Consider the following 13,534-nt stretch of genomic DNA (forward strand, 5'->3'; position numbering starts at 1 on the left):
AGGCAGCACGGCGCTGTGAGTACCAAACACCCCAATAACGTCAACCCCGTGCAGGGACGCAGCACCATCCGTCGCGCCCGGCGGATCGTCATCAAGATTGGTTCCTCCTCGCTCACCTCATCTGAGGGGGTGCGCCAGGAAGCGATCGACTCGTTGACCCGGACCGTCGCCGATTTGCGCAGGCAGGGCAGCGAAGTGGTGCTGGTGTCCTCCGGGGCCATCGCTGCCGGACTGAAGCCGCTGGGTCTGGAACGACGTCCCAAAGATCTGGCGACCCAGCAGGCCGCCGCCGCGGTGGGGCAAGGGTGGCTGCTGGCCGAGTACTCGGAATCGTTCTGGAAGCACGGGCTCTCCGTAGCTCAGGTGCTGCTCACCGCCGAAGAACTGATGCGGCGCACTCAGTACAACAACGCGTTCCGGGCCCTGAACCGCCTGTTGGATCTAGGAATCGTCCCCATCGTCAACGAAAACGACGCGGTGGCCACCCAGGAGATCCGTTTCGGTGATAACGACCGGCTCGCCGCGCTGGTGGCCAATGTCATCAAAGCCGACATGTTGCTCCTGCTCTCCGACGTGGACGCGCTTTACGACGGCCCACCCTCCCGTGAAGGATCTCGACGCATCGCCCTGGTCCGCGGCCCGCAGGACCTCGAGGGAGTCACCATTGGGCGCGCCGGACCCGCCGGAGTAGGCACCGGGGGCATGGTGACCAAAGTCGACGCCGCCGAGATCGCCACCGGCTCCGGAATCCCCACGCTGCTCACCTCGGCCCCCAACGCCCAACTGGCCATTGACGGGGAGGACGTGGGCACCTGGTTCGCCGTCTCGGGCCGGCGGAAATCCGCACGCGCCGCCTGGCTGGGGCTGATGGCCGAAACCCGCGGTCGCATCACCATCGACGACGGCGCGGTGGCAGCGGTCGTGGATCGCGGACGCTCACTTCTGCCGGCTGGCATGACCGGTGTCTCCGGACGTTTCGAATCCGGAGACGCCGTGGAGATCGCCGACTCCACCGGCGAGGTCATTGCGCGCGGTCTGGTGAACTACTCTTCGACGGAACTGCCTGCCATGGTCGGGCGCTCCACGGCTGAGCTACGTGCCGAACTCGGGCCAGAATACGACCGGGTCGTCGTCCACGCCGATGATTGCGTCCGACTACGACGACGCACAGCCACGCGCACTAGACTGAACTCATGACCATCGAGCTCACTGAGATTGATCAGCGCATCCTCTCCATGTCCCGGCAGGCCCGCGAGGCCGCGCGTGAACTGGCTACCGCTTCGCGCGCCCGTAAAGACTCCACCCTGCGGGTGATGGGCGAGACGATCCTGGCGAATCAGGAGTACATCCTGAAGCAGAACGCCGAGGATATTGCCGATGCCCGCGCTGCTGGCCTCGCCGAATCGATGATCGACCGCCTCACTCTCACTCCCGAACGGTTGCAGGGTCTCAACGACGCGCTCGTTGAGCTGGCCGCACTGCCGGACCCGGTGGGGAGTGTGTTGCGGGGACAGAACCTCCCCAACGGGATACGTATGCAGCAAATTCGGGTGCCGCTGGGCATCGTGGGCGCGATATACGAGGCCCGTCCCAACGTCACCGTCGACATCGCGGGCATTGCGCTGAAATCCGGCAACGCCGTGATCCTGCGTGGCGGCTCCGCTGCGATCAAGACCAACACTGCGCTGATCGCCATTCTTCGGGAGGCCGTGGAAAAACAAGGCTTCCTACCCGCGATCATTCAGGGCATCGACGAATTCGGTCGTGACGGCGCCACCTCGCTGATGACCCAGCGAGGCAGCGTCGATGTGCTCATCCCGCGCGGTGGCCGCGGACTCATTCAGTCCGTGGTGCAGAACGCCCGGGTTCCTGTCATCGAAACTGGTGAGGGCAACGTTCACGTCTTCGTGGATGCCTCCGCTTCGGTGGACATGGCGGTCAGTATCGTCAAGAACGCCAAGACTCATCGCGTTTCCGTGTGCAACTCGGCCGAAACGCTGCTGATCCACCAGGATGCCGTCGAAGCCGGCAGGGAAGTGCTGCGCATGCTGGTGCGCTCCGGCGTTCAGCTGCACGTCGACGAGGCCGCACGACAGTGGCTACCCGAGGGCGCAGACGCCGCTACCGCCACGGACGAGGACTGGGGCACCGAGTACCTCGAGATGGAGATGGCGGTGCGTACCGTCGCCTCACTCGATGAGGCCATCGAACACATCAACACGTGGTCCACCAAGCACACCGAGGTCATCGTCACCAACGACCTGAGCAACGCGGAAACCTTCATCGATCACATCGACGCCGCGGCAGTCATCGTCAACGCTTCCTCACGGTTCACCGACGGCGGCCAACTGGGCTTGGGTGCCGAGGTGGGCATCTCCACCCAGAAGACCCACGCACGAGGGCCCATGGGTCTGGAAGAACTGACCACCAGCAAATGGGTACTTCGCGGCAACGGTCAGACCCGCGCCTAAAGTGGCACGGTGCGCTCGTGCAGTAGACTGGCTATGGCTTTTACCGATTTCGAGGGAGAATCACCGATCATGCTGAATCTGATGACCGTTCTGGCCGAGGGCGGCCACCACATCGTCAACGAGCTGCCGTTCCCCGCGTGGGTCTTCGGCGTGGCGATCTTCGCGATCTTCATGTTCCTGCTGCTGGCAACCCTGTCCCTGCGCTCGGTCTCCCAGCGCCACGAGAGCCCCTCCACGGATGTGGAACACCACGGCGGGTCTGCAGGGCACGGTTCGGGCCACTGAGCCTGATCCATCCACCTGTCGAACAACGACGCACCGAGCACAGTGGCCGCAGCTACCAAACATCGCGACGTACCTGATCGCGCCGAAGCTCGGCGATTCCGCCTGGGCATCATGGGCGGAACCTTCGACCCGATCCATCACGGGCACCTCGTCGCGGCCTCAGAAGTTGCCAGCGAGTTCGACCTCGACGAGGTTGTTTTCGTCCCCACCGGCGAACCCTGGCAAAAATCCGGACAGCAAGTCTCAGCCGCTGAGCATCGCTACTTGATGACGGTGATCGCCACGGCCGCGAACCCGAGATTCACCGTCTCCCGTGTGGATATTGATCGGCCAGGCCCCACCTACACAGCGGACACGCTGCGTGATCTCGCTCAGCTGCGACCTGACGCGGAACTGTTCTTCATCACTGGCGCCGACGCCATGGAACAGATCATGACCTGGAAGGACGTCGACCGCATCTGGGATCTCGCACATTTCGTCGGCGTGACGCGCCCCGGTCACGAGCTCAACGACTTTGGGCGCAAGACGGACATTTCGCTGATGGAAATTCCTGCCATGGCCATCTCATCCACCGACTGTCGTCGGCGCGTGGAGGCGGGGAAACCCGTGTGGTACCTGGTTCCCGACGGGGTCGTTCAGTATATCGGCAAGTATGGCCTGTATACTCCGAAACTTAGCGAAGTCGGCGCATCGGGGCCTGAAACTCTTCACACCCCGGCTGCCGCCCTGTCCCGTAGCAGTGAGGTGAACCCGTGACCCCGTCCGACCACTCCGAGGCTCTGCCTTCTCGTCGAGAGCTCCGACGCCGTCGCGAGCAACAGGCAGAAGACACGGGGACCACCCCGCTCGTCGAATCGGAACCGGAGTCCACGGAAGCTCCAGAATCGTCACGGGCGCGCCGCGCCGCCAATTCACCGGTCGATGCCCCCTCCACTACCGCATCGCAGAATGTCATCGCAGGCGCTGAACACCCACGACGTCGGTCCCGTCGCGCTGATGTCGGCGTCACCAGTCATCCTAAAGATGCCCGCATGGCAACCTCGTCCATTCCGATCGTCTCAGCTGAAGAAGAACCGGTACCGGCGGCAGATCCTTTAGCAGCCGATGGGCAGGTTGCCGGCGAGCGTCCATTGACGCGACGCGAACTGCGGGAACGCCGTCGTCACGACGTGACCGGCGAGTCCGAATTGAGGGAGACTGCCGAGGAAGATTCGCAGGCTAGTGATTCCGCAATGGAGGCGTCCCCGGTCTGGGACGAGTCGGGGGTGACCGCGACACAGTCCTTCAAGGTCGCCATGGGCATCTCCGATACCGGGATGCTGAACTCGATTGACGCCGAGCGCGAAGCCATTGCCCGCGAAGCCGCGGCCCTGAATCAGAAGATTCAGGAACACGGTGCCTCGAACCCGCACGACATTGATCCAGAACTGCTGCGAGAGCAACAGGCTCTGGCCGAACGTGCCCGTGCCCTGGCGGAGCGCAACGAGTCGGAAAACTTTGACGACGCCGATTTCGCACCCGCTGGAGACCAAGCTCCCTCGGAGCCAGCACCGGAATCTGTGCCGGCACCTGTCGAGGAAGCCCCCGCGGAAGAACCTGCGCCGGAACCTGAGCCCACGTCGTCGGCCCCTCGCCGTCGAAGTGACGTCGAGCAGACCCGCAGTACCTCGGCCACCGCAGAGCGTTCCGAGGCACCGAGCAACGAACCCATTGGCGCGCAGACGGCCCACGGACTCGACCCACTGGATACCCGTGAGTGGACGTCGCGTGAGCGGACCTACATGATGGTCTCCGCGATCGTTTTCGCCATCGGCATCATTACCCTGATCATCGGAGTGATTCTGATGTCACGCTAGCCACCAGGCAGCTCCGTTCAATACACATTTCACCACCAAGGAGATTCGTGACCGTTCCTGACTCCACCCGGCAATCACTCATCATCGCGGCGGCCGCCGCCGCAGACAAGCTCGCAGAGAATATCTCCGCCGTCGACGTGGCCGAGCGGATCGGCATCACCGACGCTTTCCTGTTCGCCTCCGCCGAATCGGATCGTCAGGTGAAGTCCGTCGTTGAGGCCATCGAAGATGCCCTGCGCGACCACGAAGATCTCAAGCCGATCCGTCGAGAAGGCGTCGACGCCGGGCGTTGGGTGCTCCTGGACTTTGGGCACTTCGTCGTTCACGTCCAGCACGAAGAAGAGCGGGCACTCTACGCCTTGGACCGGCTCTGGAACGACAGCCCGCGGATTGAACTCAACCTTCCGGAGAGCGGTACCGAGGGCAATACGGCATGAAGCTCGTCTTGCTTCGGCACGGCCAGACTGACTGGAATTTCGAAGACCGGTATCAGGGCCGCAGCGACATTCCGCTGAACGCAGTTGGCCAGCGACAGGCTCTCGAAGCGGCCGCCCGGTGGGCGAATGTCGAATTCGACGCTGCGTTGGTCTCACCCCTGCAACGTGCATACGACACCGCCTCCGCTGTCGTGGGGCACCGCTCGATCGAACGACACGTCATGGACGACCTCATGGAAACCGCCGGCGGGGATTGGGAGGGGCTGACCTTCCGGCAGATTCGCGAGCAGTGGCCTGAGATTTTTCGTGACTGGCGTGCATCAAACCGTGATGCGGGCCCGGTAAACGGTGAGACTCCCCGTCTAGCCGGTCATAGAGTAGTCACGGCGATGACCGAGTGGATTTCGGTGCAGTCATCAGTTCGCAGTCTGCTGGTGGTTGGGCACGGAAGTGCGCTGCGCGCAGCAGCTGCACAATTGGCTGGATTTTCGGATGAAACGTACCCAGAATTGTCACGTCTCGACAATTGCCACGCACACGTTCTGACGCAGAAGGGCGCCAATTTTGGGCGTTGGGAACTCGTCGAACAGAATGTCTGAGAGTCGATTTGCTCAACGCCCGATTCAGTGTGTATATTAGATGAGTTGCTTCCGGAAGGAAGCGAAAAAACCTTCGGGGGTATGGCGCAGTTGGTAGCGCGTCTCCATGGCATGGAGAAGGTCAGGGGTTCGAATCCCCTTACCTCCACTCTGTAATGTCCTGGGACATCGTGCAAACGATGTCCCAGGACATTAGTGTTTTTGAGGGTCACTTACTCAGGCGTTTGGTGGGTTTCTGATAGTTCTTTGAGACGTCTATTTCGAAGTATCTGAGGATCTCGCCAGTTTTTCGGTGAATGACGGTGATCTCGCGGTCATCGACCATCATTCGTACCGGGATGCCTGAGTAAGTGGCCCCCATTCCTAAGTGACGGAGCTTTCCGTCGTAGCGGATAGTGAGCTTGCCGAACTTGTCCACGGTGTCGTTTCTGATTCGGTAGTCCTCTTGAGGTTGTGGCACCGGTGTTGCTTTCGGCAGAGCCGAATAGACGCTGGCCGGAGTTTTTCGCTTGATCGCTCGATGCGGTCTGTCATGGTTGTAGATCTGCTGAAACTGAGTGAGTTGTTTGTTGAGTGTTTGTACCGATCTGGCCCTGGGTTGAGCTCGTAGCCACTGCTTGAGGGTCCGGTGGAAGCGTTCGATCTTTCCCTGCGTTTGCGGGTGGTTCGGGGACCCATTGATCTGCTGAACGTCCCACCGATGCAGGAGCTTTTCGAATTGGTTCTTTGCGGGGTCTTCGTTGCCAGCGCGTCCTGCGAACCGAGTTGTGAAGACCAAGCCGTTGTCGGTGAGTGATTTCTGAGGGCGTCCGTGTTCTTCGCAAGCAGCGCTGAATTGCTCGACGACGTTGCGCACTGTCACGCGGCGGTAAGCGCGCAGGCTGATGAGGAATCGTGAGTGATCGTCGATGAAGTCCAGTACCTCGGCGTCTGTTCCATCGGCGAGTGTCCAATGGGTGAAATCGGCTTGCCACATCTCGTTGGGTAGAACGGCGACAAACCGATTCAATGAGGAATTAGGACGTTTCTGCGGTTGATCGATCACAGTGTTGGCTTGGCGCAGAATTCGATGCACGGTCGATCGTGACGGCACCAGAATGCCTTCGTTTTCTAAGTAGGCGCGAATGGAATCTGCGCCAGCGTCTAAGCCAGTGCTGACGAGATCGCTCCGTAGCTGCAGGATACGGTCCCGGGTCTCGGGAGGGGTTTGGTTTGGTGATGTCAGCGGTCGCTTTGACCGAGATTCGAAAGCGTTGTCTCCTTCTTGGAGGTAGCGGCGGACCAGAGCTTGTACCCATCGTTCAGTCACATTGAAGTGCGCTGCGGTTGCCTTGGTGGACATGGACCCTTGCGTGACGGCCAGGATGATGGCCTTATTTTTTATTTTCACGCGTTTCAGCTTGAACGATGTCTCAAGACATCTGATGAGGGCCTGGGTGGCGAACGATGTCTGTGGACATTAGGTGAATGATCTCTACGCGCTTTTCGGTGCCCGGCCTGGTGGTCTTGGAAAGCGAAGGATGTCTCAGGACATGGGTGAACGATGTGTTGAGATCACACACCCTTACCTCCACTCAAGGAAATCAAAGGCCTCGCTCACAGAGCGAGGCCTTTGTCGTTGGGGCGAAGCCCGAGGGCTACATCAGCGCTTGTGATAGAGCTGTTTGCGCTGATAGACGGCATCCGAGGTGACCAACATTCCGAGGTTGCGGAAGATGCCCTCATCCACGGTGCCCAGGATGGTCGTGGTGTGCACTTCACAGTCCTGCAGGTTTTGCAGCTGATCAAGGGCGGCACGTGCCTGCTCCGAGGACGCAGCTTCCACAGACAGGGCGATGAGAACCTCATCGGTGTGCAGGCGCGGATTCCGGGAACCGAGGTGGTTGGTCTTCAGCGTCTGAATCGGCTCAATTGAGCTGGGCGACAGCAGGTGCACATGGTCATCGATGCCGGCCAAATGCTTCAACGCATTCAGAAGCATGGCAGCGGAACAACCGAGTAGCTCCGAGGTCTTACCCGTGATGATAGTTCCATCAGCAAGTTCCACTGCCGATCCGGGGGCCTCCGTGGTCTCTGCGACCGCACGCGCCGGTTGGACCACTGCGCGGTCCTCGGGTTCGGCGCCCACCTTGGTCATGACCACACGGATGCGCGACGACACTTCGTGGTCGAGATTATCGCGTCGTTCGTCCACGAGTGCCTTGAAGTAGCGGCGGATGATTTCCTGGCGCGAGGCTTCGCGACAGACGTCGTCGTCGGAAATGCAGGCACCGACCAGATTCACTCCCATGTCGGTGGGGGACTGGTAGGGCGAGGAACCGTAGAGCTTCTCCAACATGGAGCGCAGCAGTGGGAAAACTTCGACGTCACGGTTGTAGCTCGTGACCTGTTTCTCGTAAGCGGCCAGGTGGTAGGGGTCGATGACGTTGATGTCATCCAGATCGGCTGTGGCTGCTTCATAGGCCAGATTGACCGGATGATCCAGTGGGAGGTCCCAGATCGGGAAGGTCTCGAACTTGGCGTAGCCGGCGCGGATGCCGTTCTGGTGATCGTGGTAGACCTGAGAGAGGCATGTGGCGAGTTTGCCGGAGCCGGGTCCGGGAGCAGTGACGACGACCAGATCCCGGGTGACGTGTGCGTGCTCATTGAGGCCGAAGCCGTCATCGGAAATGATCCGATCGGAATCCGCCGGATAACCGGGGATCACCCGGTGCTGCGCCACGGTGAGTCCGATGCGCTCGAGTTTGCGACGGAACGTGTGGGCGATCTGATTGTCATCTTCTAGCTGGGTGATGATGACGTGCTCAACGAGGAATCCACGTTCGCGAAAAACATCAATGAGACGTAGGACATCGTCTTCGTAGGTAATACCGAGATCTGCGCGAACCTTCTGCCGCTGGAGGTCCTTGGCGTTCAGGCAGACCAAGATCTCCACTTCGTCGCGGAGGCGCTCCAGCATGGCGATCTTGTTGTCGGGTGTAAATCCGGGCAAGACACGCGAGGCGTGCATGTCGTCGAAGAGTTTGCCGCCCATCTCCAAGTACAGTCGGCCGCCGATCTCGGCGCGACGCTGCGAGATGTGCTCGGACTGCAGGGTGATGTAGCGCTGTCGATCGAAGCCGATAGGGTGGGGCATGCTGATTCTCTCTGGGTCGACATGAGATTCTGCACCATCCTATGCGGTGTCGACCGCTAGCGGCCGGGAAGTCATCGGGGTGTTCGATACGAGCGGAGGTGAGATGCTGGAAGTGATGACTACTTCGATAGAAACTGACCAGGTACATTCGCCTCGCCCATGGACCTCCCTGCTCCAGGATTCTGCGGTGTTGGCTCCGGTGCGGTTGGTCGCCTGCGACATGGATGGCACCCTGCTCGAGGAAGACGGCTCCGTTCCTGGGCCTTTCTGGGGCATGGTTCGGGCGCTTCAAGAGAAGGGCATCAAGTTCGTGCCGTCCTCGGGGCGGCAGCTGGCAACCCTGCAGCACCTGTTTACCCCGGCATCGGGTCTTTCATTCGTTGCTGAGAACGGGGCCATCGTTGAGGCGGATGGTGATGTGGTGTTTCGGCACACGCTCGACCAGAGCGCCGTCGACCAGCTCATTGACCGTGTTCGTGAGCTGCAGACTGAGGGCACCGATGCCGCGGTCATGGTCTGTGGCAGCGACATGGCGTACATGGAGTCGACTGAGGCTCATCACCAAGCCGCGGCCATGCCATACTACCGACACTTCACGGTGGTCCCCGATGTGAAAGACGTCACCACCGATGTGCTGAAGGTGGCGGTGTACGTGGGCAATGCGGCTGCTGAAATGACGGACGAACTGCGCGCGGTGTCTGGGGACGCTTGCCGCACGGTGCATTCGGCGCCGCATTGGGTGGATGTGATGAACATCGACACCAATAAGGGTCGTGGACTCCAAGAGCTCATGGATATTCAAGGACTGGACTCGTCCGAGGTGCTGGCCATCGGCGACTTTATGAATGACGTCGAGCTTCTTGAGGTAGCAGGGGTCGCCTGTGTGGTGGCCAACGCGCACCCAGATCTGGCCGCCCACGCCGACTACGTCATTCCCGCCAACACCGATCACGGGGTGCTGCAACTATTGGACCGCCTGCTCCAGGTGGTCTAACCCGTCAGCGCGGACCGTTCTAGGCTCCCGTTGCATCGGGCTGCGGTTCGAGTCCGACGCTGCGTGGATCCAGCGGGACCACCATCGGTGTCTGGGTGACTGGGTCGGGAACCACGCGGCAGGCCAGACCAAAGACGTCATGCATCATGGTCTCGGTGATGACCTCACCCGGTCGACCGGTGGCCACCACCTCGCCAGATTTCATCACGATGAGATGGTTCGCGTAGCGGGCCGCCTGGTTCAGGTCGTGAAGAACGGTGATGACCGTCTTGCCCTGGACATGGAATCCACGCAGGAGCTCGAGCAACTCGTACTGATGGGAGATGTCGAGGTAAGTGGTCGGCTCATCGAGCAGCATGATGGGGGTCTGCTGGGCCAACAACATAGCCACCCAAGCACGCTGCCGCTGACCGCCAGAGAGTTCGTCGACCATGCGGGCGGAGAGGTCTTCCAACCGGGTGGCCGATAACGCTTCCGCCACGGCCTCACGGTCGGAGGGCCGCCACTGCTGGAACATGGACTGATACGGGGCACGCCCACGGGCCACGAGATCGGCCACCCGAATGCCATCGGGCGCCAGGGACGTCTGGGGGAGTAGCCCCAACTCTCTGGCGACCTGCTTGGACGGGTAAGAATGGATGGCTTTACCATCCAGGCAGACGGTGCCGGCGGTGGGCCGCAGGACGCGGGCGAGCGCGCGCAGCAGCGTTGACTTGCCACAACCGTTGGGGCCGATGATGGCGGTAAATGCGCCGTCGGGAATGTGTGTGGAAAGATTCCGGCTAATCACCCGCTGGTCATAGGCCAGCGTGGCGTCCTCGACGACGAGGCGTCCGCTCTTCTCGGTCATGATGTTCTGGGTTCCTTCCAACAAGTTTCGGTCAGACGGCCGGGCCGAACTGACGGCGAGATTCACGCACGAGCAGCCAGATGAGGTAGATGCCGCCCACAGAGACGGTCACCAGCCCCACCGGGACGGAAGCCACGTACATGCTCAGCAGTAGAGAGACGATGTGGGCGAAGCCGAGCAATGCGGCCCCCATGGCGGCAGCGGGCAAAAGCCCCGCGCCGGGGACACGTGTGAGTCGGCGGGCAAGTTGTGGTGCGACGAGGGCGATGAATCCAATCGGTCCGGCCGCTGCCGTGACGATCGCCGTCGTGGCGACACCGAGCACCAACAATACGAGTCGAGCAACGTTGGGTCGGGTGCCGAGAGTGGTGGCCGCGTCATCGCCGAGTTCCAGTCGCTGCAAGGAGGGCGACACGAGGGCAATACCGAGGACCACGACGAGGGCAATCAGCGCGGTGGGAACCAAAGACTCCCAGTGCACCCTGTTGAGTGATCCGGCGCCCCAGAAGCCCACCACCATGGCGTCTTCCACGTTCGCTCGGGTAATCAGGTAGGAATTGAGCGATCCGAGCACAGCGGCCACACCGATGCCGACGATGATCAGCCGGAATCCTTGGATTCCTTTGCGATAAGCCAGTAGGTACACCACGAATGCGGTGAGCAACCCGCCCACGATCGAAGCGCTGGCCATAGTCCAGTAGCTGCGCTGTCCGACGACGAGAACGGCGATCACGACGGCGGTGTAAGAGCCGGCGTCAAAACCGATCACATCCGGGGAACCCAGTGGGTTACGGGTCAGCGACTGGAAGATCGCGCCGCCGAAGCCCAACAGTGCACCGAAGAGTACGGCAGACAAGGCCACGGGGAGACGCCACTTCATGACGATCGTCTCGTGGAAGCTCGCCCCATGACCCATCAGGGTGGCCGTGACTTCGTGCAGGGTGAGCGGGTAGTCGCCCAGCGTTACGGAGATCAGCGCCAAGGCAGCTCCCGCGGCGAAGAGCACCGCGGATACGACTAGCGAGCGTACGGGGTAGCGACCGGAGGCCAGCGGGTTGTTCAGCGATGCGGCTTTGTATCCGAAATCGATGCTCATAGTCCGCTCGCCTTTCTGCGACGTACCAGCGCAATCAGCACCGGTGCGCCGATCACTGCGGTGAGGATGCCGACCTGAATTTCCTGGGGCGGCGCGATCACGCGTCCGATGACATCAGCCAAGAGCACCAGTACCGGGGCGGCGAGAATGGAATACGCCAAGATCCAGCGTTGATCCGGACCGGTGAACCACCGGACGATATGGGGAACCATCAAGCCGACGAAGGCGAGCCCACCGGTGAGGGCGGTGGCGGCGCCAGCAAGAAGCGTCACTGCCAAAACTCCCAAAGCCCGCACCGTGCCGACTTTCACACCGAGGGAGGCTGCGAGGTCGTCGCCCAACGCTAAGGAGTTGAGTGAGCCAGTCAGGGAGAGCGCCAGCACCAGGCCCACCACAATAAACGGCAGTATGTGGACGATATCGGTCATATCGGCCCGGGCTACCGAACCTACACCCCAGGCGCGAACAGAGCGGAAGGTATCCGGGTTGAGCAAGCTGAGGAACGTGCTGAATCCACCGAGCACTGCGCCCAGAGCGACACCGGCCAACACCAGGGTGACAGGATTCGCGGTTCCCTGGCCCACGGCACCGATGAAGTAGACGAACATGGTCGCGCCTGCGGCTCCAATCAAAGCGAACCAGATGTAGTCTGAGACGGCGGTAACCCCGAAGATCCCCACACCCAGAGACACGGTGAACGTTGCGCCGGCGTTGACGCCCAAGATCCCGGGATCGGCTAGAGGATTGCGTGTGAGCGCTTGGGTGAGGGCACCCGCCACACCGAATGCGGCGCCAGCCACGGCAGCCAAGATGGTGCGCGGGGCACGAGACGACCAGACGATGGTGGATATCTCGGAGGAGGAAGGCTCTACCAGGCCCTGCCAGGTGGCGGAGAGGCTGTGCATATTCGCTCCGACAGCGATGCTTGCAGCTGCGGCGATCAGGCAACCGACCACGAGCACGTAGAAGCCAACGACACGTCGACGTCTCCAACGATCCGCCGGCGGCCCGATGGCGGGCGTTGCAGGCTCCGCCGAAGCCACTGTTGTCACGGTGTCCTGCGCTTTCGTCGTTGGGAGAGATGCACGAAGTAGTAGCCCCAGTGTAGAGGCAAGGTAAGGCTCACCTTGGCGGTCAAGTTTATCGTGTCCGTACTTACGAGGAAGATGGTCGAACCGGGTCAATCCAAAGGGGGTGAAAGTCGATATATGGGTCAGACACGCCCAGCGCAGAATCAATTTTCTCGTGCACACCTGCTGGTTGAGCGGCTCCACAGGTTGTGGACGACTGTTTGATCGAAGGGCTGGAACCGCGTGTTCTCGCGCTTCTCAGGTGCCCGTTAAGGCGGTGTTCATCCACACGTACTGTGGAAACCGACCACCAAATCACAACGATGTAAGCACATCATCTAGTGGTCGCTTGCGATCTGCTTCCCTAGATGTAGTATTAACTCCGAAAGGTCTTCACAAGAGCTTGAGGGTTCTGTTGGCCACTTCCACTCGTGGATGTCAACACCTGTCGGGCCCTTTCGAAACACATCAACGATTCCAGGAGTAGTCATCATGGCCGTCACCGTTTACAGCAAGCCAGCCTGCGTCCAGTGCAACGCGACCGCTCGTGCCCTCGACAAGCAGGGAATCACCTACAGCGTCGTGGACATGTCTCAGGATGCTGACGCCCTGGAGCGCGTGCGGGCGATGGGCTACATGCAGGCCCCCGTCGTTATGACCGACTCGGATCACTGGTCGGGCTTCCGTCCGGACAAGATCGCTGCGCTGGCCGAGACCGCCGCTAGCTCCGTCGCCTGATC

14 protein-coding genes and 1 tRNA gene are annotated in these 13,534 nt (G+C 61.2%); 10 read left to right on the forward strand and 5 right to left on the reverse strand.

Annotation, left to right across the window (positions count from 1 at the left end; all coding sequences use genetic code 11):
* Positions 1-15 precede the first annotated feature (15 nt).
* The 8 genes from proB to P8192_RS07165 all read left to right on the forward strand — a co-directional run bounded on the left by proB (position 16) and on the right by P8192_RS07165 (position 5,796).
* Positions 16-1,197, forward strand: coding sequence for a glutamate 5-kinase (gene proB / locus P8192_RS07130; protein ID WP_278159672.1), 1,182 nt, complete (start codon positions 16-18; stop codon positions 1,195-1,197).
* Positions 1,194-2,471, forward strand: a complete 1,278-nt coding sequence (locus tag P8192_RS07135; protein ID WP_278159673.1) for a glutamate-5-semialdehyde dehydrogenase — start codon at positions 1,194-1,196, stop codon at positions 2,469-2,471. Before proB ends, P8192_RS07135 begins: the two co-directional genes overlap by 4 nt.
* 33 nt (positions 2,472-2,504) lie before the next feature.
* Complete coding sequence (locus P8192_RS07140) at positions 2,505-2,756, forward strand: hypothetical protein (protein WP_270105366.1); 252 nt, start codon at positions 2,505-2,507, stop codon at positions 2,754-2,756.
* A gap of 111 nt (positions 2,757-2,867) precedes the next feature.
* On the forward strand, positions 2,868-3,512 hold the full coding sequence (gene nadD, locus P8192_RS07145) for a nicotinate-nucleotide adenylyltransferase (protein ID WP_270107578.1): 645 nt from the start codon (positions 2,868-2,870) through the stop codon (positions 3,510-3,512).
* A complete protein-coding gene (locus P8192_RS07150) occupies positions 3,509-4,612 on the forward strand; it encodes a hypothetical protein (protein WP_278159676.1) in 1,104 nt (367 codons plus the stop codon). The genes nadD and P8192_RS07150 overlap by 4 nt, the downstream gene beginning before the upstream one ends.
* A 47-nt stretch (positions 4,613-4,659) precedes the next feature.
* A complete protein-coding gene (rsfS, locus tag P8192_RS07155) occupies positions 4,660-5,049 on the forward strand; it encodes a ribosome silencing factor (RefSeq protein WP_278155763.1) in 390 nt (129 codons plus the stop codon).
* Positions 5,046-5,648, forward strand: a complete 603-nt coding sequence (locus P8192_RS07160) for a histidine phosphatase family protein (RefSeq protein ID WP_278155765.1) — start codon at positions 5,046-5,048, stop codon at positions 5,646-5,648. Before rsfS ends, P8192_RS07160 begins: the two co-directional genes overlap by 4 nt.
* A 75-nt stretch (positions 5,649-5,723) precedes the next feature.
* Positions 5,724-5,796 (forward strand) — tRNA-Ala (locus P8192_RS07165).
* A gap of 60 nt (positions 5,797-5,856) precedes the next feature.
* Here P8192_RS07165 and P8192_RS07170 read toward each other — a convergent pair.
* Together P8192_RS07170 and P8192_RS07175 are read right to left on the reverse strand one after the other, a co-directional pair.
* The gene (locus tag P8192_RS07170) at positions 5,857-7,038 is read right to left on the reverse strand and encodes an IS481 family transposase (RefSeq protein WP_278155767.1); all 1,182 of its coding nucleotides are present in this window, start codon (positions 7,036-7,038) and stop codon (positions 5,857-5,859) included.
* Positions 7,039-7,290: 252 nt separating this feature from the next.
* A complete protein-coding gene (locus tag P8192_RS07175; RefSeq protein ID WP_278155769.1) occupies positions 7,291-8,784 on the reverse strand; it encodes a DUF1846 domain-containing protein in 1,494 nt (497 codons plus the stop codon).
* Positions 8,785-8,899: 115 nt separating this feature from the next.
* On the opposite strand from P8192_RS07175, the gene P8192_RS07180 reads away from it, so the two are divergent.
* Positions 8,900-9,778, forward strand: coding sequence for an HAD family hydrolase (locus tag P8192_RS07180; RefSeq protein ID WP_278155771.1), 879 nt, complete (start codon positions 8,900-8,902; stop codon positions 9,776-9,778).
* Between the two features lie 19 nt (positions 9,779-9,797).
* On the opposite strand, the gene P8192_RS07185 is transcribed toward P8192_RS07180, so the two are convergent.
* Genes P8192_RS07185 through P8192_RS07195 form a run of 3 tightly spaced genes read right to left on the reverse strand, consistent with a single transcriptional unit; the run spans position 9,798 to position 12,776 of the window.
* Positions 9,798-10,628 carry an ABC transporter ATP-binding protein gene (locus tag P8192_RS07185; protein WP_278155773.1) on the reverse strand — a complete coding sequence of 277 codons (831 nt, stop codon included), beginning with the start codon at positions 10,626-10,628 and terminating at the stop codon, positions 9,798-9,800.
* Positions 10,629-10,659: 31 nt separating this feature from the next.
* A complete protein-coding gene (locus P8192_RS07190; RefSeq protein ID WP_270105356.1) occupies positions 10,660-11,724 on the reverse strand; it encodes a FecCD family ABC transporter permease in 1,065 nt (354 codons plus the stop codon).
* On the reverse strand, positions 11,721-12,776 hold the full coding sequence (locus P8192_RS07195) for a FecCD family ABC transporter permease (protein ID WP_278155777.1): 1,056 nt from the start codon (positions 12,774-12,776) through the stop codon (positions 11,721-11,723). The genes P8192_RS07190 and P8192_RS07195 overlap by 4 nt, the downstream gene beginning before the upstream one ends.
* Before the next feature lie 510 nt (positions 12,777-13,286).
* Here P8192_RS07195 and nrdH point away from each other — a divergent pair.
* The gene (gene nrdH, locus P8192_RS07200) at positions 13,287-13,532 is read left to right on the forward strand and encodes a glutaredoxin-like protein NrdH (protein ID WP_270105354.1); all 246 of its coding nucleotides are present in this window, start codon (positions 13,287-13,289) and stop codon (positions 13,530-13,532) included.
* Positions 13,533-13,534: the final 2 nt, after the last annotated feature.

Source organism: Citricoccus muralis, from assembly GCF_029637705.1.
Classification (GTDB): domain Bacteria; phylum Actinomycetota; class Actinomycetes; order Actinomycetales; family Micrococcaceae; genus CmP2.